Source organism: Thermaerobacter litoralis (assembly GCF_054654595.1).
On record NZ_BAAIES010000008.1, the window covers coordinates 39,786 to 61,479 of the forward strand.

Sequence of the window (21,694 nt, forward strand, 5' to 3'; positions counted from 1 at the left end):
TCACGCCACCCCCGAACCGGCCGCCGGGCCCGCCCACCAGCAAGCCACCCTGTGGGTCTCCGACCGGGGCTCCAGGGTTGGCGCTTCCCGGCGACACCGTTCGTCGGCCAGGGGGCAGCGCGGGTGGAACCGGCAGCCGCCCGGCATGGCGGCGGGATCGGGCACGGTGCCCGGGATCGGCCGCAGCCGCCCCTTGCCCTGACCGAGCCGGGGCACCGACTGCAGCAGCCCGGCCGTGTAGGGGTGGCCCGGCTGGCGGAAGATCTCGGCCACCGTGCCCTCCTCCACCACCTTGCCGGCGTACATCACCACCACGCGCTGGGCCACCTCGGCCACCACCCCCAGGTCGTGGGTGATCATGAGCACGGCCATGCCGAACTCCGCCTGCAGCTGGCGGAGGAGCTCGAGGATCTGGGCCTGGACGGTGACATCCAGCGCCGTCGTGGGTTCGTCCGCAATCAGGAGCCGCGGGCGGCAGGCCAGGGCCATGGCGATCATCACCCGCTGGCGCATGCCGCCGGACAGCTGGTGGGGGTATTCGTGGACCCGCCGCTCCGGGTCGGCGATCTGGACCTTGCGCAGCAGCTCCACCGCCTCGGCCAGGGCCCGCCGGCCCGTCAAACCCCGGTGCAGGCGCAAGGCCTCGGCGATCTGCTGCCCCACGGTGTAGACCGGGTTCAGGGAGGTCATGGGTTCCTGGAACACCATGGCGATGGCGTTGCCGCGAATGCGGCGCATCTCGGCCTCCCCCAGCGAGAGCAGGTCCTGCCCCGCGAAGAGGATCTGGCCCCGGGCCACGCGGCCCGGCGGCCGGATGAGCCCGAGGATCGAGCGGGCAGTGACCGATTTGCCGCAGCCCGACTCGCCGACCAGGGCCACCGTCTCCCCCGCGCCCACCTGGAAGCTCACGCCGTCAACCACCGTCACCGCCTGCCCGTGGCGGGTGAACTGCACCTGAAGGTCACGGACGTCCAATAGCGGCTCCAAGAGCATCGCTCCCCCCTTCCTCCCCGGCGCCCGCCGGCCCGCCCCGGCCCTCCGGTGGCGCGACGGACCCCGGCTCCACGTAGGGCCACGGGCCGCGGTAGCCGAGGCGGCGGGACACCTCTTCCGCCGCCGCCAGGAGCTCGGCCTTGAGCCCCGCGGCGATGGCGGGATCCCGGTACCGCTCCTCAAAGCCCGCCAGGCTCAAGGCACCCACCACGCCCTGGCCGTCCACCACCGGCGCCGCCATTTCCGCCGTGTGTTCGACCAGCTCGCCAAAGCTGATCGCATAGCCCGTGCGGCGGATCTCGGCGAGAAGAGCCCGCAAGTGCCCGGGATCCGTCGGCGTGTGGGGCGTGTAGGCCACCAGCGGGCCCTCGAGGACCCGGCGGACGACCGCTTCCGGCTGCCACGCCAGCAGCAGCCGCGTCGAGGCACCGGCATACAGGGGCGCCCGGCGGCCCCAGCCCACATAGAGGTGGATCGGCGCCCGCGGCGGCACCACGTGGGCATAGATGGCGGCGTCGCCGCTGGCGACAACGAACTGCACCGACTCTCCGCACCGGTCCCGCAACCGTTCCATCGCCTCGCGGATGACCCCGTCGGGGTCCAGCGCCCGGGCAGCCAATCGGCCCAGTTCCAGCAAGCGCAGCCCCGGCCCGTACCGGGTGGCCCGCCCGCCGTCCACGCCCCTTTTGGTGAGCAAGCCGGCGGCGACCAGCTGCTCCAGCAGCCGGTAGGTGGTCGCCCGGGGCATCCCCGTCGCCAGGGCCGCCTCGGCGATGCTGATGGACAGCCGCGATTCGTCGAAGAGCCCCAACAGCGCGATGGCCTTGCCGACCGTTCCCGGTCCCTCTCCCCGCATCGGCATCCCCCGGCTGAAACCCGGCAATATATGGTTCAAATAATGAAACAAGTGTCCATTATTTGAACTTGACGCCCAACATTCGACGCCCTTCGCCAAATCCCTGCCGTGGCGGTCCGGCTTTCGCCGCCGGCCGGCACGAACACACCGGCACGAACACGAAGAAAGCCGGCCGCCGAGATCACGGCGGCCGGCCGATGGCCTTCGTCGGGATGGGATCTTGGTTCTCGGGATGGGATCGTGGCAGGGTGGGCGACCGCACCGCGGCGGCCGAATCGGAAACCCCCGCGGCGGGGTCGGAACCGCGGCGGCCCGGCTAGACGGCGATGGCCCCTGCCCGGAAGTCCGACGTCCCCATCTTCACGTTGACCAGGGCGGGCTTGCCCGAGGCCAGGGCGCGCCGGATGGCGGGCCCCACGTCCTCCGGCCGTTCGACCCACTCCCCCTGACCGCCCAGGGCCTCTACCACCTGGTCGTACCGGGCGTAGCTCAGGCCGGTGGCCACGGCACGGTCGGTGCCGAAGAGCTGGACCTGCAAGCGGCGGATCTGGGTCCAGGCGGCGTCGTTGCCCACCACCGCCACGAAGGGCAAGTCCTGGCGCACGGCGGCCTCGAATTCCAAGAGATCCAGGCCCGCCGCCCCGTCACCCAACAGGACCACCACCGGGTCGTCGGGTCGCAGCACCCGGGCTGCCAGGGCGAAGCCCAGCCCCACCCCCAGGGTGCCCAAGGGACCGGGGTCCAGCCAGCCTGCCGGGTAGCGCCGCGGCCGCACCACCTTGGCGGCGGTGCCGATGAAGTCGCCGCCGTCACCGATCACCGTCACCCCCGGGGGCAGGGCGGCGTCGATCTCGGCGCAGAGCCGTAGCGGATCGACGGGCACCGCCGGGCTGGTCAAGCCCGGTTCCATCTTCCGGGCCCGGCGCTCCTCCTCTTCCCGCAGGCGGGCGAGCCAGGCCTCCCGCTGGCCGGGTTCCTTCGGCGCCGCGCCGGCCTCCAGCAGCTGGTCCAGCACCGTGGCCGTATCCCCGCTGAGGCCCACGGCCACATCCCGGTTGCGGCCGAGCTCCGTGGGGTCGAGGTCGACCTGGATGATCTGCGCCTCCCGGTGGATGGCCTGGCCGTAGTCGAGGCGGAAGTCCAGCGGCGTCCCGGCCACCAGGACCAGGTCGGCCTCGGCCAGGGCCGTCTTGCGGCACAGGTTGAAGAAACAGGGGTCGCCCGCCGCCATGACGCCCCGGGCCATGCCGCTGGTGAACACCGGCACCTGGGCGGCCTCGGCAAACCGCGGCACGGCCGCCGGGTCCGGCGACCAGTGGACCTGGCTGCCCACCAGCACCACGGGACGGCGGGCCTGGCGCAGCAGGGCGGCCGCCCGTTCCACCTCCCGGGGGTCGGCGGGCAGGGCCGGCCGGTCGGGGACGGGCGCCGGAAAGCGCACCGCCTCCAGGTTGACCTGGGCGAAGACCACGTCCAGCGGAATCTCCACATACACCGGGCCGGGCACGCCGTGGAGGCTGCGGCGGAACGCCAGGTTGAGGATCTCGGGGAGCCGCTTGGGATCCTGCACCTGGACGGCCCATTTGGTGATGGGGCGCACGACCCCCAGGTGGTCCATCTCCTGCAAGCTGCCCCGTCCGGCGTGCTCGAGGGGGCCCTGGCCGCCGATGATCACCACCGGCGACTGGGCCCGGTGGGCGTTGGCGATGGCGGTGACGGCGTTCATCACGCCGGGGCCGGCGGTGACCGCGGCCACGCCCGGCCGGCGTGCGATCCGGGCATAGGCGTCGGCGGCATAGACGGCCGCCTGCTCGTGGCGAACGTCGACCACCCGGATCCCCTCGTCCAGGCAGCCGTCGTAGATGGGCATGATGTGCCCGCCGCACAAGGTGAAGAGGGCCCGCACCCCTTCCCGGGCGAGGGCCTGGGCGATGACGCGCCCTGCGTGAACGTGGGCCAAGGCCATTCCCTCCGACCGTGGGTCTTCCCGGCCGACCCCTGCTTCAGACCGGCCGGCCGGCCATCGGCGGTACCCCTGGAGGACCCGGCGGGGGTTTACGCCCCCGCCGCCGTCCCGGCGGAACCGGCCGCCTCCGTTCCGGACGAACCGGCCGCCTGGCGCGCCCGCTCCTCCTCCACCAGGACCCGGCGCAACACCTTGCCGACGGCCGTCTTCGGCAGCTCGCTGCGGAACTCGACCAGCTTGGGCGCCTTGTAGGCCGCCAGGCGCTCCCGGCAGAAGGCGATGATCTCCTCGGCCGTGGCCGAGGCGCCGGGCTTCAGCACCACGTAGGCCTTGACCGTCTCCCCCCGGTAGGGATCGGGCACCCCGGCCACGCAGCACTCGGCCACCGCCGGGTGCTCGTAGAGGACCTCCTCGACCTCCCGCGGGTAGACGTTGTAGCCCGAGGCGATGATCATGTCCTTCTTGCGGTCCACGATGTAGAAGTAGCCGTCTTCGTCCATGGTGGCGATGTCGCCGGTGTACAGCCACCCGTCCCGCAAGGTCTCCGCCGTCTCCTCGGGCCGGTTCCAGTACCCCTTCATCACCTGGGGCCCGCGGATCCGCAGCTCGCCGACCTCGCCGGGGCCCAGGACCCGCGTGCCGGTCTCCACGTCGACGATCTCGGCGTCGGTGTCGGGGTAGGGGATGCCGATGCTGCCCGGCTTGCGCAGGCCGTGGACCGGGTTGCAGTGGGTCACGGGCGACGCCTCGGACAGGCCGTAGCCCTCCAGCACCTGGGCCCCGAAGCGCCGCTCGAAGGCGTTCATCACCTCGACGGGCATGGCGGCGCCACCGGAGTTGCAGAACTCGATGGACCCCACCCCGTACTCCTCGGCGTTGGGGTAGTTGTTGACCGCCACGTACATCGTCGGGACGCCGGGGAAGAAGTTGGGCTGGGTCGCCTTGATGATCTCCATGACCTCCGGCAGCTCGAAGCGAGGCACCAGGATCAGCTCGTAGCCGGAGGCGAGCCCGTAGTTCATGCACACGGTCATCCCGTAGGAGTGGAAGATCGGCAGGATGGTCAGGATGCGCCCCTCACCGGGCTTCATCCGCTCTTCGGCCGGGAACCAGTGCTGGATCTGGACCACGTTGGCCACCAGGTTGAAGTGGGTGAGCATGGCGCCCTTGGACCGGCCGGTGGTCCCCCCCGTGTACTGGAGCACCGCCACATCCTCCCGGGGCGCGATGGGCACCTCCGGCACGTCGTCGCCGGCGCCGGCCAAAAGCGCCTCGAAGGACTGGGCCTCGGGGCCCGGCTGCACATTGCCCAGCAGGCGCACCACCAGGATGTGCTCCAGGTCCAGCTCCGGCAGCGCCGCCTGGACCGTGGGATAGAGGGCATCGGCAACGATCAGCACCTTGCTGCCGCTGTCGCCGATCAGGTAGCTGAGCTCCCGCGGCGTGTAGAGCGGGTTCACCTGGGCCACGATGGCCCCCAGCCGCAGGGTCGCGTAGTAGCTGATCACGTACTGGGGGCAGTTGGGCAGCATGATGGCCACCCGGTCGCCCTTTTGCACCCCCAGGGACGCCAGGGCGGCGGCGCAGCGTTGGACCCGGGCCCACAGTTCGGCGTAGGTCATCCGGACCATGTAGTACCGCAAGGCGGGCAGGTCGGGGTGCTCCCGCGCCGTCCGCGCCAACAGCTCGTAGAGCGGCACCTCCGGGTATTCCAGATGGGCCGGCACGTTGGCCGGGTAGTGCTTGAGCCACACCTTTTCCGCCATCATCAGGCCCCCTCCCGCGGGATTGCCATCCCAGGAAGCTGTCCGGTAACGGAATTCGCGACGGTGTCCGGGAAACCTGCCCCGTCGCCGGATCCTGGGAATTCACCCGGCGGCCGGTTCGTCCCGGCGGGGTCGCAGGATGGCCAGGGGAGCCTGCTGGTCGGTGTTTCCCCAGGGGTTGGCGCACATGACCCGCCGCACGGCGTCCCGGTCGACGCCGGGGCTGGCGCCGACCACCTCCGCCCTGCCCAGGTCGTTGGCGTCGATGATGCAGGCGCCGATCCCGGGCCCGAGGGCGCGGGCAAGCCGGGCCGCCACCCCGTCGGGATCCGCCGGGGGCAGCACGATGTGCTTGTCGAAGGGCGGCAGGGTGCCCATCACGTCGTCGATCACCCGGGCGTAGTAGCCGGCCACCCGGTAGAAGTCGCCGCTGCGGCGCAGCAGCACCCGGGTGAGGCCGCCGACCACAAAGGCCAGGGCGACCCGGCACCGGCCGGTGTGCTCGATCACCGCCTGCAGCGAGTAGGGCGACGAACAGCTGCCCTCCTGGTCGATGAAGCGGGAGACCAGCCGCGCCAGGGTGCCGGGGCGCAGCTCCTCCGGCCGCAGCAGCCGCCCCTGGGTGATGGAGACGATCTTCGTCGACACCGCCACCACGTCGCCCGGCTGCATCCGGCCGCGGGTGTAGCGAGTGACCACCTCTTCCAGGTCGTGGTCGGGGGTGATGATCTCGGTCCGGATCACCTGGACGTCGTATCCCGGTCCCGGGGGCGGCCCGGCGGACCGGCCGCGGTCCCGAGACCGCAGCCTCCCCTCCCGGCCGGCTACCGCGCCTTTCACCGTCCACCCCTCCCTCCGGCGACCGCGGCCGGATCGGCTCCGCCGCCCCTCCCCTGGCGGTGGGGAGCGGCCGGACGACCCACCACCCGCAGGACGGGCCGCCCGGGGCCGGCGGTCCCTCCGGGTCCCGCAGGTCGCACCGGCGTCGAGGCCGCCGGGCGCCCCGCCGGTTCCACCGGCTCGGGCGGCGGCCCCCCGCTCTCCGCGGGCGCGGCGGCGCCCCATCCCACCAAGGTCTCGCCCGGTGCTGCCAGGGACGAGCGGGTGGCAGCCGCCGCAGCCAGCGGCAGCTTGACCTCCGTCAAGGACCAGCGCAGCGGGGAACGGCCGATCACCCCGTGACGGACCACGAGACCCAGCCGGTCCAGGGCCGCCAGGCGGTCGAGGACCGGGTCGGGACCATAGGCGGTCAGCTCGACCTCCAGCGGGACCACCTGGCCCGGCTTGAGCAGGGTGGCGCTCCAGTAACCGGTCTCCTGCACCCCCGGCCAGAAGAAGGCCACCGACCAGCGGACGGGGGCGGCCCAGCGACCCGGGAACTCGGGGCGGACCAGGATCTCGTAGAGCATCCCCTTCTGCCGGCCCCGGTTGACCACGGGCAGGCGGAAACGGACCTGCCAGCGGCCGGGCCGGCGTTCCACCGCCAGGACCGACACCGCGCGGGCATCGACCTGGACGTCGGCGTCGCCCTGGCGGCGGACGTAGAGGGCCAGGGCGGCCGGGCCGGCGGCCAGGCCGGCCAGGGTCCATGCCAGCCAGCGCAAGGTGGTTCCTCCCCTGCGCCGCGCTCGGGCCTGGGAGGGTCACGGATGTGGGACGAACCGGGCCGGCCCGCCAGGCGGGGCCGGGACGCCCGCCCCACCGGCCGGGACGGAAGCCCGGCCGGCCGGGACGTTCGCCCGGCGCGGCGCATCCGCACCATATGCAGGGCGGCCGGGGACCGTCACGGTGCGGGCGGGGTGCCAAGCCCGGGGGCGCGGGAGGCCGCGGCTCAGCGGTCCCGCAGGTCGGGGGCCGGTTCCGGCCCCACCTCGCCGCGGCGGTGGCGGATCACGCCGCGGACGATGGCCTCGGCCAGGGCCCGGCGCCGGGCAGGGTCGTGGAGGATGGCCCGGTCGTGGGGGCTGTCGACGAAGCCCAGTTCCACCAGGACGCCGGGCATGCGGGTCAGGCGCAGCACCCGGTAACGGCCCGTCTGGATCTCCCGGTAGTTCTCGGGGTCCACCTTCTTGAGCTCGTCCTGGACCAGCAGGGCCAGCCGCCGGCTCTCCTCCCGGCCGGGGAAGTAGAAGGTCTGGGCGCCGAAGCAGGTGGGGTCGGGGAACCAGTTGACGTGGATGCTGAGGAAGTAGTCGGCGCCGTTGGCGTTGGCGATCTCGATCCGCGGGTCCAGGTCCAGGTCCTCATCGGTGGTGCGGGTGAGGAGGACCCGGGCGCCCCGCTCCCGCAGCAGATCGCGCAGCAGGAACGCGAACTCCAGGTTGATCTCGCTCTCGATGGTGCCGGAGGGAAGGTGGCAGGCGCCCCGGTCGATCCCGCCGTGGCCGGGGTCGACCACGATCAGGGTGCCGGCCAGGGGCCCCTGCTCCGGGGAGGCAGCGACCCCGGCCACCCGGCCCAGGGCCAGGAGGACCAGGACCGCCAGGACCAGGGCCGGGGCCCAGGAGAGGGCGAGGATGCCGGTGGGCGGGCCGGCCTGCGCCGGTGGCGTCCCCGCACCCGCTGGGAGCAAGGGGCCCGTGCGGGTCGCCCGCCGCACCCAGGGCCCCCACGCTGCCCCCAGGTCCCGGCCCTCGAGGTCACGGCCGGCGAAGGGGCCGCGGGCGGCGGAGGGGTGGCCGGCGGAAGAAGGTTGGCCGCCAGCCGAGGGGTGGCCGGCGGTAGAGGGGTCGCGGCCGGCGGAGCCCTTCTCCGCTGGTTCCGGCCGGTGCGCGGCATCGTGCCCCTTCAGCTCGTCCCGTCGGTCCAAGGGCCGGTCCCCCTGTGGGGGGCCCCCCGCGGCGACACCCGGGGTGGAGAAAGGGGTCTCGGGGGCCTGGCCGGCCACGGTGCGCACCGGTCCCGGCGGCCGGGGTGGGGCCGCCGGCGGGATCCCAACGGGTCCCGCCACCCCGCCGGCGGGATTTCCGCCGGGTCCCGCGACCCCACCCGCAGGCCGCCCCGGACCTCAGCGCCCGTACCAGAGCACGCACCCGGCGAAGACGCACCCGCACCGGTCGACCACGTGCTCGATGGAGCGGACCAGGATCTCCCGGGGGCGCCCCCCGCGAATGGTGAAGCTCTCCTCGACCATGCGGCGGATGGTCGCTTCGACCTCGCTGGCACTGGCATATGCCGTGTGCTCCATGATCATGCCGAACCGGCCGGGTTCGTCCCGCCCCACCGCCACAGCCGCCGCGATGCGGGTCCCCGGCTCGGCGGAGATTAGCCGGCCGTAGGCGATGGGGACCAGGGCCCCCGGGGGCAGGACCAGTTCCTCCAGCGGCTCCGCGTGGGGCGGCAGGATGCTGGACACCTTGATCAGGTTGACGTTCGCCACCCCGGCATCCAGGAGCGCGGCGTCGAAGGCCGTCAGCGGCGTCTCGCCCTCGGCCCGGCCCGTCACCAGGGCGAACCGGTTGGGAATCGGCAGCATGCCTTCACACCTCCCGGCCGTGGCGCGGGCCCTTGGGGCCTGGGCCGTTGACCCGGCCGCGGGCCCACGCGACTCACGCCCCATGCTATGGCGCGGCGCAGCCGGGGGTGCCGGGCGCCGGGGAGGCAGGCCGCCGCGAAGGCCCCTGGGGCCCGGGGCGCCACCGATTCCACCGATGGTGCCGATGCCGGAGAGGGGGGCGGGGGCCGGCGATGGCGGCGGAGCCGGTGGGGGCCCGTGGGGGCCGGCGGGGGCGGGTAGGGGCCGGTGGAGGCTAGCGATGCCCGGGGCCGGTCCTTCCGCAGGGCGCCGCCCGGCGCCTACCGCTGGCCGGCGGCCGGCACCTTGCGAGCAAGCCACCGGCTCCCCGGATGCGGGGCCCCGTGGGAACGCGCCAGGACCACGCCGCTCGAACGCTATCCACAGGAGGCGGGCCGTTCATCCCCAGGTTGAGGGGCGGTTATCCCCACCCAACCCCTCGATATCCCCAGGAATCGACAGTTGCCCACAGCTTGTCAACAAGGAGCGACACGCCCTCCCAAGAATGGACAGCGCGGTAGCGGCCTGCACGACCGGGCCGGGGGCGCCCCTGGGGGAGGGCGGGCGGCCTCCGGCCCGGCCCGTCCCCGTGGAGGTGGCCCCTGTGACGATGCCCCTGCCCGCCGGTTCCCAGCGGCCCCGGCGGTGGCAACAGGCGGAGATCGAGGCCCTGCGGCGCGAGCTGTACCGGCTGGCCCGGCGCCGCGGATACGCCGATCCCCAGGTGGTCGAACTCAGCCGGCGCCTGGACGAGCTCATCGTCCGCTGGCACCGCCGCTTCGGAGCCGGGGGCGCCCGGGCGGCGACGAGCCCGTCATCCTGAGGGCGCCCCCTTCGTCCCCGCCAGGGCGCCCCGTTCGTCCGCGGCGTAGGACGATCGCCCCGGCATCCCCTTCCGGACCGGCCCCCACCCCCGCGCCGGTTCGCCCCCGGCCCCCTCCGTCCCGCAACGCCCGGCGGCGACCGTCGGGGCAGCGGCCCCCGTGGCGACCGTCGGGGAGGCGGCCCCCATGGCGACGGCCGGGGAAGGCGGCTCCCATGGCGCCGGCCGGGGGAGCCCACAGCCGTGGTAGAATCGGGACATGAGCCAGGACCCGAACGTGGCCCATCGGCCGGCGGACAACGGGCCCGAAGGGCCCGCAGCCATCGACTGGGACGCCTTCCAACTGGTGGCCCTCGACCTCGACGGCACCTTGGCCGGCCCCGACGGCCGGGTCAGCCCGGCGGGCCTTCACGCCCTGCAGGCGGCGGAACGGGCCGGCCTGCACCCCGTCATCGTTACGGGCCGCGCCCTTCCCGCCGCCATGGGCATCTGGCTGCGGGCGGGCCTCACCCGTCCCGTCATCGTCTGCGGCGGGGCGCTGATCACCTGGCCCAGTGCGGGACGGGCCCTCTGGGAGCGCCCGCTGGAGCCGGCCGTCGTCGACCGGGCCCTGGACCTGGCCCTGACACTGGGGCTGGCGCCCTTCCTCTACGGCCCGGACGCCATCGTCACCGACCGCCGGGGCCCCTGGCGGGACCGGCTGGCCCACCTCAACGAGATCCCGATCCCCGTGATCGACCCGCCGCCGGCGGGGCCCGGCGACGGGCCCGCGGAGACGCCGGCCCCCGGCGCCGCCGTCCCAGGGCGGCCCGGGGCTCCTTGGGCCGGTTCCTCCGAACCCGCCGGCGCGGGACGGCAGACCGCCCCCGCCGCCCCCATGGCTCCGCCCACCGCGCCGTCAGGTTTCAACCGTTCCGGGGCCGCCGGGCCCTCGACCGCCGGCCCGGACCAGGGTGCGGGCCCGGACCCCGCCGCCGGTCTGGCCGGCTGGCACCGGGGCCGGGTCTACAAGGTCATCCTGGCCGGTGAACCGGAGCAGGCCGCGGCGGTCCGGGCCCAGGTGGAACAGGGCCTGGAGGACCTGCCGGCCGTGGTCGTCGCCACCTTGCCGGGCCTGCTGGAGATCATCCGGCCCGACGCCACGAAGGAGGCGGCCCTCGCCGAGCTCTGCCGGCTGCTGGGGGTGCCCCGGGAGCGGGTCATCGCCGTCGGGGACGGCGAGAACGACCTGGGGATGATCCGCTGGGCGGGGCTGGGGGTCGCCGTGGCCAACGCCCGGCCCGAGGTCCGGGCGGCCGCCCGCCTGGTCATCGGACACCACGCCGACGAGGGGGTGGCCCGCTTCCTCCAGGCGGTGGTCGCCCGGCGGGGACGCGGGCCGGCGCCCCAGGGGCCGGGGCCCCAGGGACCGGCGCCCCAGGGGCCAGGGCCCCAGGGGCGCCATGATTGAAGGAGGTGGCAGGGGTGGAGGTCGCAACCCGCCGTGGCCTCCCCGGGCCGGACCGGCCCGCCGCGGCGCCGTCCCGCCCCCGGGACTGGCGCCACGAGTCGCCGGCCCTGCGGGAGGCCGCCGTCCGGGTCGCCCTGGGCCAGCAGCCGCCCGACGTGTGGTTCCGCGGCGGTACGGTGCTCAACGTGTACACCGGCCGGTGGGAACCAGCCGAGGTGTGGGTGGCCGGCCCCCGCATCGCCTACGTCGGTCCGGAGGAACCCCGCCCGGGCCCGGACACCCAGGTGGTCGATTGCCGGGGACGTTACCTCGTTCCCGGTTATCTGGAGATCCACGCCCACCCCTTCCAGCTCTACTCCCCCCGGGCCCTAGGGGCCGCCATCGCCCCCCGGGGCACGACGACCCTGGTCAGCGACACCTTGTTGCTGGGCCAGATCCTGGGGCCCCGCCTGGCCGAGGCCCTGGACGCCGGCCTGGTGGCTCCGGTGCGGGACCTGTGGGGCTTGCGGGTCGCCCCCCAGACGATGACCCCCGAACGGGCCGGCTTTCTCCCCGGCGCCGCGGCGGGCACCCCATGGCCGGCGGCTGATGGCGCCCCCGGCCCCCACGTCCCGGCCGGGCCGGAGGATGGGGGTGACGGGGCCCGCCCGGCCGGCGCCGCCGACTTCGCAGCCGCCTACGGGATGCCGGTGGAACAGGGCATCGCCCTGCTCCACCACCCCCGGATCGTGGAGATCTTCGAGTGGACCAGCTGGGCCGGCACCCTGCGCCGGGGGGAGCCGCTGCCGTCCGTGCTGGCCGCCGGCCTCGCCCAGGGCCTGCCGGTGGACGGCCACGCACCGGGCGCCTCGGCGCGGACCCTGGCTGCCCTGGCCGCCGCCGGGGTCGGCGACTGCCACGAGAGCATCCGGCCGGAGGAGGTCCTGGAGCGGGTGCGGCTCGGCCTGTTCGCCATCCTCCGCCACAGCTCCCTGCGCCCCGACCTGCCCGAGCTGGTGGCCGCGGCCCGGGAGGCCTTCGCCCAGGGATACGGCCACCGGCTGGCCCTGACCACCGACGGCCCGACGCCGGACATGGTCCAGGAAGGCTTCCTCGACCTGGCCCTGCGGGTGGCCATGGCCGGTGGGCTTCCGCCCGAGGCGGCCTACCGGATGGCCACCGTCAACCCGGCGATGTACCTGGGCCTGGACCGCTACCTGGGCGCCATCGCCCCCGGCCGGCTGGCCGACGTCAACGTGCTGGCCCGCCCCGACGACCCGGTGCCCGTGGAGGTCTGGATCGATGGCCGGCCCGTGGCCCGGGAGGGGCGCTTGCTGGAGGAACCGGCCCCCCTGGATTGGGCCGCTCTGGGGCTGGGCCCCCGGCGGCTGGCCGGCGCCGGCGCCGCCGTCCGCGCAGCCCTCAAGCGGCCGGTGCCCACCCGAGCGGGCGCCCCGGCCCCGGCGGCGGCGAAGGCCGGTGCCGGAGCCCGGATCGGGGGCGAGCCGGGTGCGGCGGCCCAAGCCGGAGGGACGAAGCCGGCAGGGGCACCCGGGGCCCGGCGGCGTGCCGCGGAAGGCCGCGCCGCCGAAGGCGCTGCCGGTGACACGCCGAACCGGGTGCGCCTGCCCGTGATCCGCCTGCTGAACGCGGTGATCGGCCGGCTGGAGGAGCGGGAGCTGGAACTCGATCCCCAGGGGCTGCCGGTTCTTCCGCGGGAGGACGACCTGCTCTTTGCCGCCCTCTTCGACGGGGATGGGGGGAGGGTGACGCGGGCCCTGGTGGCGGGCTTCGGGGCCGGCATCGAGGGCCTGGCCACCACCTACACCATGGCCGGCGGGCTCTTGGTGCTGGGCCGGGATCCGGACGCCATGGCCCGGGCGGCCGAGGGAGCCGCCGAGGGCGGCATCGTCCTGGTGGAAGGGGGCCGGGTCCTCTTCCACCTGCCGCTGCCCATCGGCGGGTTCCTCTCCGATCTCGACATCCCCCAGCTGGCCCGTCGCTGCCGGGAGCTGGCCCGCCTCTTGCGGGAGCGCGGCCACCCCTTCCACGACCCCGTCTACTCGCTGCTCTTCCTCTCGGCCGACCACCTGCCGGGGCCGCGGCTGACGCCCGCGGGCCTCTGGGACGTCAAGGGCCACCGGCTGCTGGTCCCGGCCGAGCCGGCGGGCGACCAGGTGCTGCCATGGGGGTCCGGCCCGGCCGGGGGGCGCGCCGAGGGGTAAGGGGCGTGCCGGGGCCCCCAAAAGGCCCCGGCCCTCAGGCCTCGGCACCCGCCCGCAGGCGGATGGCCGCGGTGACCGCCTGCTGGCAGGGGGTGTCGACCCCGTGGCGCTGGCCGTAGCGGACGATGGCCCCGCACAGGGCGTCCACTTCCACCGGCCGCCGGGCGGCCAGGTCCCGCTGGAGGGAGGAGGTCATGGCCGGGTCCATCCCCAGGGTCGTCGCCATGACCTGGTCGAAGGCGTCGGCGGGCAGGTCGATCCCGGCAGCCCGGGCGACGGCGACCGCCTCCCGCACCATCCGCTCGTAGACCGCGCGGCCGTCGGGATCGCCGAGCACGGCCCCCAGGGGCCGGTTTGCCACCGCCGTCATGCCGCCCATGGCGGAGATGAAGATCAGCTTCATCCACATGTCGACCAGGATCCGCTCCGACACCCGGTGGGGGATGCCGGCGGCGGCGAAGGCGGCGGCGATCTGCTCCACCCGGGGCGTGATCCGGCCGTCCAGCTCTCCGAAGGTGATGTCCCGGCGGGCGCTGGTCTGGCGGATCTTGCCTGGCTCGATCAGGGCGGTCTCGATGTGGCAGAGGCCGCCCAGCACCCGTTCCGCGCCGAACCGCTCCGCCAGGATCTCCAGGTGGTCGATCCCGTTCATCAGCGGCAGGATGGCGGTGCGGGAGCCGACCAGGGCGGCCATCTCGTCCAGGACGCCGGGCAGGCCGTAGGCCTTGACGGCGACCAGGACCAGGTCGGCGCCCTCCCCGGGCGGCAGGGCCAGTTCCTCCGCCAGCCGCAGGCCCCGGTCGCTGGCCAGGGGGCGCAGGCTGAACCGGCCGTGAACGCTCTCGATCTGCAGCCCGCTGCGCCGCATGACCCGCAGGTGACGCCCCCGGGCCAGGAACCCGACCCGGGCGCCCTCCAGGACGGTCCCCGGTTCGGCCCACTGGGCCGCCCGGGCCAGCAGGGCGCCGAAGTAGCCGCCGACGCCCCCCGCCCCGATGACGGCGATGCGCATGGCGCTCACCTCCTCTTCACCGGATGGGAAAGGTCCCAAGACGGTCTGCCCGCGGCCGCGGCGCCGGGACCCCTGGGGTCCAGCGGCCGCATTCCCCCTATCCCCGCCCCCCGGCCCCCAGGCCTGTCTCAGGGTGCGGGCCAGCGGTCCACCACGGGGTTGCGCAGGCGGCCCAGGCCCGTGATCTCGATCTCCACCACGTCGCCCGGCCGCAGGAAGCGCGGCGGGTCGAACCCCATGCCCACGCCGCTGGGCGTGCCCGTGGCGATGATGTCCCCGGGCTCCAGGGTGATGCCCGCCGACAGGGTCGCCAGCAAGGTGGGGATGTCGAAGATCAGCTGGCGGGTGTTGGCCTCCTGGCGCAGCTCGCCGTTGACCCAGGTGCGCACGTCGACCTCCACGGGCCACCCCACGGCGTCCCGGTGGACCAGGTACGGCCCCGTCGGGCAGAAGGTGTCCAGGCTCTTGCCCAGGTGCCACTGGCTGGTGCGCCGCTGCAGGTCCCGGGCCGTGACGTCGTTGAGGATCATGTAGCCGAAGATGTACTCGCGGGCCCGCTCCCGGGGGATGGACCGGCCCCGCCGGCCGATGACGACGGCCAGCTCGCCCTCGTAGTCGACCGCCTCCGTCACCCCCGGATGGGTGTAGATCGGGTCGCCCGGTCCCTGAACGGCGGAAGCCGCCTTGGTGAAGACCACGGGGTGCTGGGGGACGTCGCGGCCGCTGATCTCGAAGACGTGGTCCCGGTAGTTGAGGCCGATGGCCATGACGTTTTTGGGCGGGCGAGCGATGGGCGCCAGCAAGCGGACCGCCTCGGCGGGATGCCAGAGGGGCCCGGCGGGCCCGTCCTCACCCGGGCCGCCAGGGACGGCGCCGCCCGCGGGCGCTTCACCGCCGCCGGGTGCTTCCCCGCCGGCCCCGGCGGGCTCGGCCCCACCCGCCAGGGACCACCAACGGCGGGCGGCGACCACCGCCTCGTCTCCGAGGGCGATCCACTCCACCATGTCGGGAGGAACCGGCGGTCCCCCCCAGCGCGCCCGGGCCGCCGCCAGGTCGAGCACCCGGCGCAACCGGCCCTCGCCGTCCACCTCGGCCAGGCCGATGGCCACCCGGCCGGCCTGCTCAAACCGCACGAAGCGCAATCCCGATCCCTCCCCGGGCGGCTCCCGGGCCCGCCGGAACCCCGAGGGCCGCCCCCGCGGGTCCCCCCTGGCGGGCCCGCTGCCGCACCGCCATTGCGACGAGAAGGCCCTTTGAAGACGAGAAGGCCCTTTAAAGAGGTAACTCTAGGGAATTCCCTCCGGATCGCGCCAATCCTTCCCGGGGCAAGGGGCGGCTGCAGGCCGGGTTAGGGAAAAGCACGCGGGTGGCGGGGTGCCCGCTCGTGCACCCCGCCACCCGCCTTGGCCGGGCTCTCCGGTGGCCTTAACGGCCGGATCGCTCGCCGCCCCGGCCCCGCTCGTCGCCCCGGTGTCCGCGCTCCTCCCGGTCCTTGGCGTGGGCGCGCCCGGGCTTGTCCTCCGAACGGTGCTCGACCGCCGGCCGGTCGGCATCATCCTCGTCGTCCTCGGCGGCGGCGATCACGGCATCCTGGTCCGGCTCGCCCTCATCTTCCTCCACCGCCTCACCGGCCTCCGGGGCCGATCCGTCGGGCTCGGCGTCCTCCGGCGCCTCGACGGCCGTCCCGTCGTCCGGCGCCTGGCCGTCCTCCAGGGCGCCGTCGCCGTCCTGCTCCGGTTCCGTGGCCTCCGGCTCCTCACCGGCCGGCTGCTCGGCGGGCGGCTGGAGGGTGGCCCGGTGGGCCGCCGCGATCCAGCGCCCGGGCTTCAGGTCCCGGCGCTCGATGCCATAGAGGGCCAGGAGCTCCTTCAGTGTCCGCCCGAAGGCCCTGACCTTGGTGGCGGGCAAGACGCCCGTCTGGGGCGTGCCGTCGTCGTCGAGGGTCGCGCCGGTGGCACCGGCCGCGGTCCCCTCCGGGGCCGCCAGACCCTGCCCTTCCGACGAACCGGCCTCGCCCGCCGGCTCCGCAGCGTCCCCGGTGGGCGCCGGCGTCGCGTCGTCGGCGTCCCCGGACCCCGGCGGCGCCGCTTCACCGCCGGAGCCGGAGCCCGGGCCGGCGGCCAGGGCAGCCAGCTGGGCCGCCAAGTCGAGGACGCCCACCTCCTCGCCGCCGGCCAGCCGGATGGCTTGGGCCGTGGCGTAAAGCAGCGCGATCTGGCCGTAGCCGTAGCCCTGGTCCCGCAGGGCGGTGATCTCCGCGGGATCCATCATGGCGACGGAGCCGGCCACCAGCTCGGCTTCCGCGGCCGCCTCCAGGGCTTCGTCGAGGGCACCGGTCCCCTCCTCGTCCCCGGGTTCGACGGCCTCCGGCGCCTCCCCGGCGGGTTCGGCCCCTTCACCCGTCCCGCCTTCTTCGGCAAGGGCGGGCTCCTCCTGGGGTGCGGCGGTTGCGGGCTGGCCGTCGTCAACCCCGGCCCCGGCCGAACCGGAGACGTCACCGGCCCCGCTGGCGACATCCCCGGCCCCGGTGTCCGCGGGCCCGCCGCTGGCCGCGGCGTCTGCCGGCCCCGTCACCGCCTCCTCTCCGGTCCCGTCGCCGGAACCGGCGGCGCCGGCCCGCTGGGGCAATTCCGCCACCTGGGCCGCCGCCTGCTGGAGGGCCGCCACCGCCTGATCCGTCGCGGCCCCCTCCGCCTGGGCCTCGACCAGGCGCTCCTGGGCCAGGCGCAGGTATGCGGCAATATCGGCGGCCAGGCGCTCGAACCAGTCGGACCCGGGGGCCAGCTCCGCTGCCTGGGTCGCCCGCTGCTGGGCGAAGGACGCCGCCAGGGCCGCATCGCCCGCCGGGTCGAAACTCGCCCAGAGGCGGACCTGTTCCGCCGCGTACCGGGCGTAGTAGCCCACGGCGAACCACCAGCCGGGCTCGGCGGACGAACCCGCCGGGCCGGCGGAAGCCGCCTCCCCGCCCGCCGCAGTCGCGCCGGTGACCGCCCCGCCGTCCGACGACGCCAGGGCCAGTCCCGGCAAGCCGGTCGCCAGCACCAGGACCCAGAGCAGGGTCGCCGCCACCCACCGGCCTGCGGCGCCGCCGGGCCACCGCCTGCCACGCTCCACCATCGCGCCACCTCCCACCGGTTTCTCCCCGGGAAACGGCGGGGCCCGTTTCCCGTTCCCTCACATTTTCGGACAAGCCGGCCGGCTTTTCGGGGCCCGGTGTCGAGCAGCGGCGAAAATTGAACCAAAGGGCCTACCCGATGGGACCCGAGACCCCCATGGCACCCCCGGCCATCGGGTCGCCGGGCCCAGTGTCGGTGTACGGGAGGATCCGGGCCTCCACGGCAGCGCGCCAACCCATGGGCCCGGCCCGGGCACGGTCCGGCGAGGGGCCGCTTGCCCCGAGGGATGGCGACCGGCCGGGAACCGCTCGGAGGGCCACCGGCTGCCGGCGGGTCTGCGGACAATGGACGGACAATGTGCGGGCCAATCTTGCGGACAATCTATTGTTTGCAAATCGGATTTATTGACATTACAGGAAGCCCCCGCTACAATCGCCGTGAACGAGCGGGTTCTCGCCAGCGGCCGGTGGGGTCCGGATCGTCAGGGCCTCGACGGGGAGGCTCTGGGAGAACGGAGCCGGGCTGCCATCCTACGCCGGCGGCAGGCCGGCCCCAGGAAAGGCCAACGGCGCCCCTCGGCGACCGGTCGCCGGCGGTTCAGCTGCCTGCCGCCCAGGGCGAGGGGCGAGGACCCGCGTCATCAACCGGGGGAGTGGGGAGGAGGAAGGGATGGACCTTCACGGGCCGGTTCTCCTTGGCCTCGGTGCCGCCTTCGGCCTGGTGTACGGTTTCTTGCTCCAGCGCGGCGACTTCTGCTTCACGTCGGCCTTCCGCGACCTGTACGCCTTCCGCCACACCCGCGTGCTCCAGGGCATCGTCACGGCGGTGGCGGTGACAACCCTGGGCTGGGGCCTGGCCCTTTCCGCCGGCTGGGCGACACCCGACCGCCTCTGGGTGCCGCCGGTGGGGTGGAACAGCCTGCTGGGCGGCTTCCTCTTCGGCATCGCCATGTACATCGCCGGCGGCTGCGCCTCGGGCACCCTCTACCGGGCGGGGATGGGCTACGGCCAGTTCTGGCTCACCCTGCTGGGCATGGGCGCCGGCTACTACGCGTTCCTGCGCCTGTTCCCGGACGTGCTCCAGCCATACTTCTTCAAGCCCCTGCAGATCACCGGCCCCGTCACCCTCTACCGCCTGCTGCCCTGGCCGCCCCTGGTGACGGCCCTGCTGGCGGTGGCGGTCCTGCTGCTGGCCGTCGCCCTGGTGGCCGGCCCCGGGGCCATCGGGCGCAGCCTGCGGGAGGTGGCCGCGTTCTTCCGCCAGGGACCGGCCACCTTGCTGCGGCTGCGGTCCTGGGACACCCGCGCCGTGGGGCTGCTGCTGGGCCTGGTGTCCACCCTGCAGTTCAGCCTGTGGACCATCTGGGGCATCACCGGGCCGGAGACCCGCTGGGTCGCGCTGGCCTGGTCCGCCGTGGACGACCCGGCGCGGGTGGCCGCCAACCCCTACGTGGCCAACCTCTTCAAGGGCTATCCGGGGCTGGTGCCGGGCGGTGAGGAGCTGCTGATCCTGGGCATCATCGCCGGGGCGGCCCTGTCGGCCCGCCTCAACGGGACCTTCCGCTGGCGCAAGCCCCGGCTGCACCGCCTCCCCAACGCCATCGGCGGCGGGTTCTTGCTGGCCTTCGCCTCCCGGCTGACGCCGGGGTGCAACATCGGCAACCTGCTGAGCGGCTTGCCGGCCCTGTCGTTGCACAGCCTGCTGGCCTCGGTGGGCATCGCGGCGGGCATCTACGTCGCCTGGAAGGTGGCCCACCTGCGCCAGGCCGCCCTCCTGCGCTCGTGCCAGGTGGAACCGGCCGCGGCCGGCACACCCCCGAGCCGCACGGCGGCCGGTGCGGCGGTCACCCCCGCGTCCCGGTGACGGGCCCGGTGACGGGCCCGGGGAAGGGCCCGGTGGCGGGGCGGGGTCCAGGTCCCCACGGGACCCCCGCCCGCCCCCGCCGCGCCCCAGCCCCCGCCGGGCGGCACCGGCACGGCCCAGCCGCCGCCGGACGGCACCGGCGCTCCGCGCCCCGGCGGCCCTGGCGCCCGGGCCGCCAGCCCGCCCCGCCCGGGCGCCCGTGCCCACCCGGCGGTCAAGGCTTTCCAAAACCTGCGCCAAACCTGTCACGGCGGCTGGCCCCGGAGCCTGCGACGGGCTCCGGAGCCTGCGCGAGGACGTCTTCGAGGAGGGACCCACCCATGGCGCTGTTCAAGCGGCCGAACCTGGAGCAGGCCCGCCGGCGGCTGGAAGCCCTGGGCCAGGCCAACCTGGTCGACCGGGCGGGCACGGCGGCGACCCTGACCGCCGACCGGGAGCTGGACGTCACCGGTGAGATCTGCCCCTATCCCGTCGACGCGGCCCTGGAGGCCCTGGCCCAGATGGCGCCGGGCCAGATCCTGGCGGAGCTGACCGATCACACCATCTCCACCCACACGGTCCCGGCCGCGGTGGAACGGTCTGGCCTCGGCGAGGTGCTGCGGGTGGAGGAGAAGGAACCGGGCCTCTACCGGATCTGGATCCGCCGGCGCTGAGGGGGCTGGGGGCGGGAACGCCGCGGGCGGTCCCATCCGGCTCACGCCCTGGGAGCCGCCGGCAAGGTGAACCAGAGCCGGGTCCCCCGGCCCGGGGCGGAGGCCACCCCCACCCGTCCCCCGTGGGCCTCCACCAGGGCCCGGACGATGCTGAGGCCGAGCCCCGCGCCCCGGCTGCGGGCCGCCTCCCGGCCCCGGTAGAAGGGCTCGAAGATCCGGGGCAGGTCGGCCGGGTCGATGCCCGGCCCGTCGTCGGCCACCTCCACGCGCACGCCGCCCGGCACCGCGGCGGCCTGGAGGACCACGCGTCCTTCCGGCCCTGCGTGCCGGGCGGCGTTGTCCACCAGGTTGCCCAGCACCTGGGACAGGCGGTGGGGATCGGCCTCCAGCCACACCTCGGCCAGGGCCGGGTCCACCCGCGCCTCCCAGCCCGCTCCCCGTTCCCGCACCAGGGCCTCCAGGGCCGTGGCCCGTTCCTCCAGCCAGGGACCGGCGGCGAACCGGCGGAAGCGCAGGTCGAGCTGGCCGGTCTCGATCTGGGCCAGCTGGAAGAGGTCGTCGATCAACCGGCCCAGCCGCTCGGCCTCGGCCACGATCTGCCCGGCGTGGCGGCGGCCCTGGGGGCCCGGTTCCACCAGCCCGTCCCGCAGGGCCTCCCCCAGGCCGCGGATCACCGTCACCGGCGTGCGCAGCTCGTGGGAGATGGTGGCCAGCATGGCCCGGCGCAGGGCCTGGGAGCGGCGGAGCTCGTTGACCAGCCCTTCGATGCGCTCGGCCATGTGGTTGAACCCGGCCGCCAGGCCGGCGATCTCGTCGCGGCCGGCCACCTGAAGCCGCCGGGACAGGTCGCCCGCGGCCAGGGCCGCCGCCGCCTCCTGGATGGCCGCCAGCCGGCGCACCACCCGGTAGCCGACGGCCCACCCCGCGGCCAGGGCCACGGCCAGGGCGGCCCCCGTGCCCAGGGCCAGCCAGGTGCCGATCTCCCGGCGCACACCGGCCAGCTCCCGCAGGGGGCGGAAGACCACCACCGTCCCCAGGGTGCCGCCACCCCCGGGGACGGGGATCGGCGCCACGGCCACCACCGCCGGCACGTTGGCCAGGATCTCCCGCACGCCGTAGCCCGGCGCCTGGATGCCGCGGATCACCTCCGGCGCCAGCTGCCAGCCCTCCAGGTCGCCGACCAGGGTGGCCGAGTTCCAGCGGATCCGCCCCGAGGGGTCGACCACCAGGACCTCGCCGTCGACATAGAGGCGGGAGAGCCGCACCGCCGCCAGGTCGGCCAGGTAGGTGGCGTGCAGGCCCGGGAAGGCCTGGACGTCCAGCAGGGCCACCACGCTGCGGGCCTGGCGCAGGAGCACCGGGCCCAGGGCGTCGACCATGGCCCGCTCGGCCAGGGCGGGGGCGGCGACCAGGAGCACCCCGGCGACCGCCACCAGGATCGAGGCATAGACCGCCGCCAGACGCCAGGCCAACCGCAC

At 74.9% G+C, this 21,694-nt stretch carries 17 protein-coding genes; 5 read left to right on the top strand and 12 right to left on the bottom strand.

Going from position 1 to position 21,694, the window contains the following annotated elements; all coding sequences use genetic code 11:
- The 8 genes from ACYQ02_RS05515 to ACYQ02_RS05550 all read right to left on the bottom strand — a co-directional run bounded on the left by ACYQ02_RS05515 (position 1) and on the right by ACYQ02_RS05550 (position 9,056).
- A complete protein-coding gene (locus ACYQ02_RS05515; RefSeq protein WP_460039446.1) occupies positions 1–993 on the bottom strand; it encodes an ABC transporter ATP-binding protein in 993 nt (330 codons plus the stop codon).
- Positions 962–1,849 (bottom strand): IclR family transcriptional regulator, encoded by an 888-nt coding sequence (locus tag ACYQ02_RS05520; RefSeq protein ID WP_460039447.1) that lies wholly within the window; start codon positions 1,847–1,849, stop codon positions 962–964. Before ACYQ02_RS05520 ends, ACYQ02_RS05515 begins: the two co-directional genes overlap by 32 nt.
- 316 nt (positions 1,850–2,165) lie before the next feature.
- Positions 2,166–3,809: a thiamine pyrophosphate-binding protein gene (locus ACYQ02_RS05525; RefSeq protein WP_460039448.1), complete on the bottom strand. Its 1,644-nt coding sequence runs from the start codon at positions 3,807–3,809 to the stop codon at positions 2,166–2,168.
- 95 nt (positions 3,810–3,904) lie between these two features.
- Complete coding sequence (locus ACYQ02_RS05530) at positions 3,905–5,581, bottom strand: long-chain-fatty-acid--CoA ligase (protein ID WP_460039762.1); 1,677 nt, start codon at positions 5,579–5,581, stop codon at positions 3,905–3,907.
- Between the two features lie 102 nt (positions 5,582–5,683).
- The gene (locus tag ACYQ02_RS05535) at positions 5,684–6,421 is read right to left on the bottom strand and encodes a coenzyme F420-0:L-glutamate ligase (protein ID WP_460039449.1); all 738 of its coding nucleotides are present in this window, start codon (positions 6,419–6,421) and stop codon (positions 5,684–5,686) included.
- Positions 6,418–7,185 carry a hypothetical protein gene (locus ACYQ02_RS05540; RefSeq protein ID WP_460039450.1) on the bottom strand — a complete coding sequence of 256 codons (768 nt, stop codon included), beginning with the start codon at positions 7,183–7,185 and terminating at the stop codon, positions 6,418–6,420. The genes ACYQ02_RS05535 and ACYQ02_RS05540 overlap by 4 nt, the downstream gene beginning before the upstream one ends.
- 227 nt (positions 7,186–7,412) lie before the next feature.
- Complete coding sequence (locus ACYQ02_RS05545) at positions 7,413–8,390, bottom strand: N-acetylmuramoyl-L-alanine amidase family protein (RefSeq protein WP_460039451.1); 978 nt, start codon at positions 8,388–8,390, stop codon at positions 7,413–7,415.
- Positions 8,391–8,588: 198 nt separating this feature from the next.
- Complete coding sequence (locus tag ACYQ02_RS05550; RefSeq protein WP_460039452.1) at positions 8,589–9,056, bottom strand: pyruvoyl-dependent arginine decarboxylase; 468 nt, start codon at positions 9,054–9,056, stop codon at positions 8,589–8,591.
- A 649-nt stretch (positions 9,057–9,705) separates the two neighbouring features.
- Here ACYQ02_RS05550 and ACYQ02_RS05555 point away from each other — a divergent pair.
- From ACYQ02_RS05555 to ACYQ02_RS05565, 3 genes are all read left to right on the top strand, one after another.
- Positions 9,706–9,918, top strand: coding sequence for a Spo0E family sporulation regulatory protein-aspartic acid phosphatase (locus ACYQ02_RS05555; RefSeq protein WP_460039763.1), 213 nt, complete (start codon positions 9,706–9,708; stop codon positions 9,916–9,918).
- Positions 9,919–10,177: 259 nt separating this feature from the next.
- Positions 10,178–11,368: an HAD family hydrolase gene (locus tag ACYQ02_RS05560; RefSeq protein ID WP_460039453.1), complete on the top strand. Its 1,191-nt coding sequence runs from the start codon at positions 10,178–10,180 to the stop codon at positions 11,366–11,368.
- Positions 11,369–11,382: 14 nt separating this feature from the next.
- The gene (locus ACYQ02_RS05565) at positions 11,383–13,572 is read left to right on the top strand and encodes an adenine deaminase C-terminal domain-containing protein (RefSeq protein WP_460039454.1); all 2,190 of its coding nucleotides are present in this window, start codon (positions 11,383–11,385) and stop codon (positions 13,570–13,572) included.
- A 34-nt stretch (positions 13,573–13,606) separates the two neighbouring features.
- Here ACYQ02_RS05565 and ACYQ02_RS05570 read toward each other — a convergent pair whose 3' ends face one another.
- The 3 genes from ACYQ02_RS05570 to ACYQ02_RS05580 form a co-directional block, all read right to left on the bottom strand.
- On the bottom strand, positions 13,607–14,584 hold the full coding sequence (locus ACYQ02_RS05570; protein WP_460039455.1) for a ketopantoate reductase family protein: 978 nt from the start codon (positions 14,582–14,584) through the stop codon (positions 13,607–13,609).
- A gap of 128 nt (positions 14,585–14,712) precedes the next feature.
- Entirely contained in the window at positions 14,713–15,717 is a 1,005-nt protein-coding gene (locus ACYQ02_RS05575) for a fumarylacetoacetate hydrolase family protein (protein WP_460039764.1), read from the bottom strand.
- A gap of 292 nt (positions 15,718–16,009) precedes the next feature.
- Positions 16,010–17,698, bottom strand: a complete 1,689-nt coding sequence (locus ACYQ02_RS05580) for a DNA polymerase III subunit gamma/tau domain-containing protein (protein ID WP_460039456.1) — start codon at positions 17,696–17,698, stop codon at positions 16,010–16,012.
- A gap of 671 nt (positions 17,699–18,369) precedes the next feature.
- On the opposite strand from ACYQ02_RS05580, the gene ACYQ02_RS05585 reads away from it, so the two are divergent.
- Both ACYQ02_RS05585 and ACYQ02_RS05590 read left to right on the top strand, forming a co-directional pair.
- Complete coding sequence (locus ACYQ02_RS05585) at positions 18,370–19,563, top strand: YeeE/YedE family protein (RefSeq protein ID WP_460039457.1); 1,194 nt, start codon at positions 18,370–18,372, stop codon at positions 19,561–19,563.
- Positions 19,564–19,883: 320 nt separating this feature from the next.
- Positions 19,884–20,216 (top strand): sulfurtransferase TusA family protein, encoded by a 333-nt coding sequence (locus ACYQ02_RS05590; RefSeq protein ID WP_460039458.1) that lies wholly within the window; start codon positions 19,884–19,886, stop codon positions 20,214–20,216.
- Positions 20,217–20,257: 41 nt separating this feature from the next.
- On the opposite strand, the gene ACYQ02_RS05595 is transcribed toward ACYQ02_RS05590, so the two are convergent.
- On the bottom strand, positions 20,258–21,694 hold the full coding sequence (locus tag ACYQ02_RS05595) for a sensor histidine kinase (RefSeq protein ID WP_460039459.1): 1,437 nt from the start codon (positions 21,692–21,694) through the stop codon (positions 20,258–20,260).

Bases quoted from the DNA above. Each gene is read 5' to 3' on its own strand.
- ACYQ02_RS05515 (WP_460039446.1), bottom strand. From the start codon at position 993: ATGCTCTTGGAGCCGCTATTGGACGTCCGTGACCTTCAGGTGCAGTTC.
- ACYQ02_RS05520 (WP_460039447.1), bottom strand. From the start codon at position 1,849: ATGCGGGGAGAGGGACCGGGAACGGTCGGCAAGGCCATCGCGCTGTTG.
- ACYQ02_RS05530 (WP_460039762.1), bottom strand. From the start codon at position 5,581: ATGGCGGAAAAGGTGTGGCTCAAGCACTACCCGGCCAACGTGCCGGCC.
- ACYQ02_RS05550 (WP_460039452.1), bottom strand. From the start codon at position 9,056: ATGCTGCCGATTCCCAACCGGTTCGCCCTGGTGACGGGCCGGGCCGAG.
- ACYQ02_RS05555 (WP_460039763.1), top strand. From the start codon at position 9,706: ATGCCCCTGCCCGCCGGTTCCCAGCGGCCCCGGCGGTGGCAACAGGCG.
- ACYQ02_RS05560 (WP_460039453.1), top strand. From the start codon at position 10,178: ATGAGCCAGGACCCGAACGTGGCCCATCGGCCGGCGGACAACGGGCCC.
- ACYQ02_RS05570 (WP_460039455.1), bottom strand. From the start codon at position 14,584: ATGCGCATCGCCGTCATCGGGGCGGGGGGCGTCGGCGGCTACTTCGGC.
- ACYQ02_RS05585 (WP_460039457.1), top strand. From the start codon at position 18,370: ATGGACCTTCACGGGCCGGTTCTCCTTGGCCTCGGTGCCGCCTTCGGC.
- ACYQ02_RS05590 (WP_460039458.1), top strand. From the start codon at position 19,884: ATGGCGCTGTTCAAGCGGCCGAACCTGGAGCAGGCCCGCCGGCGGCTG.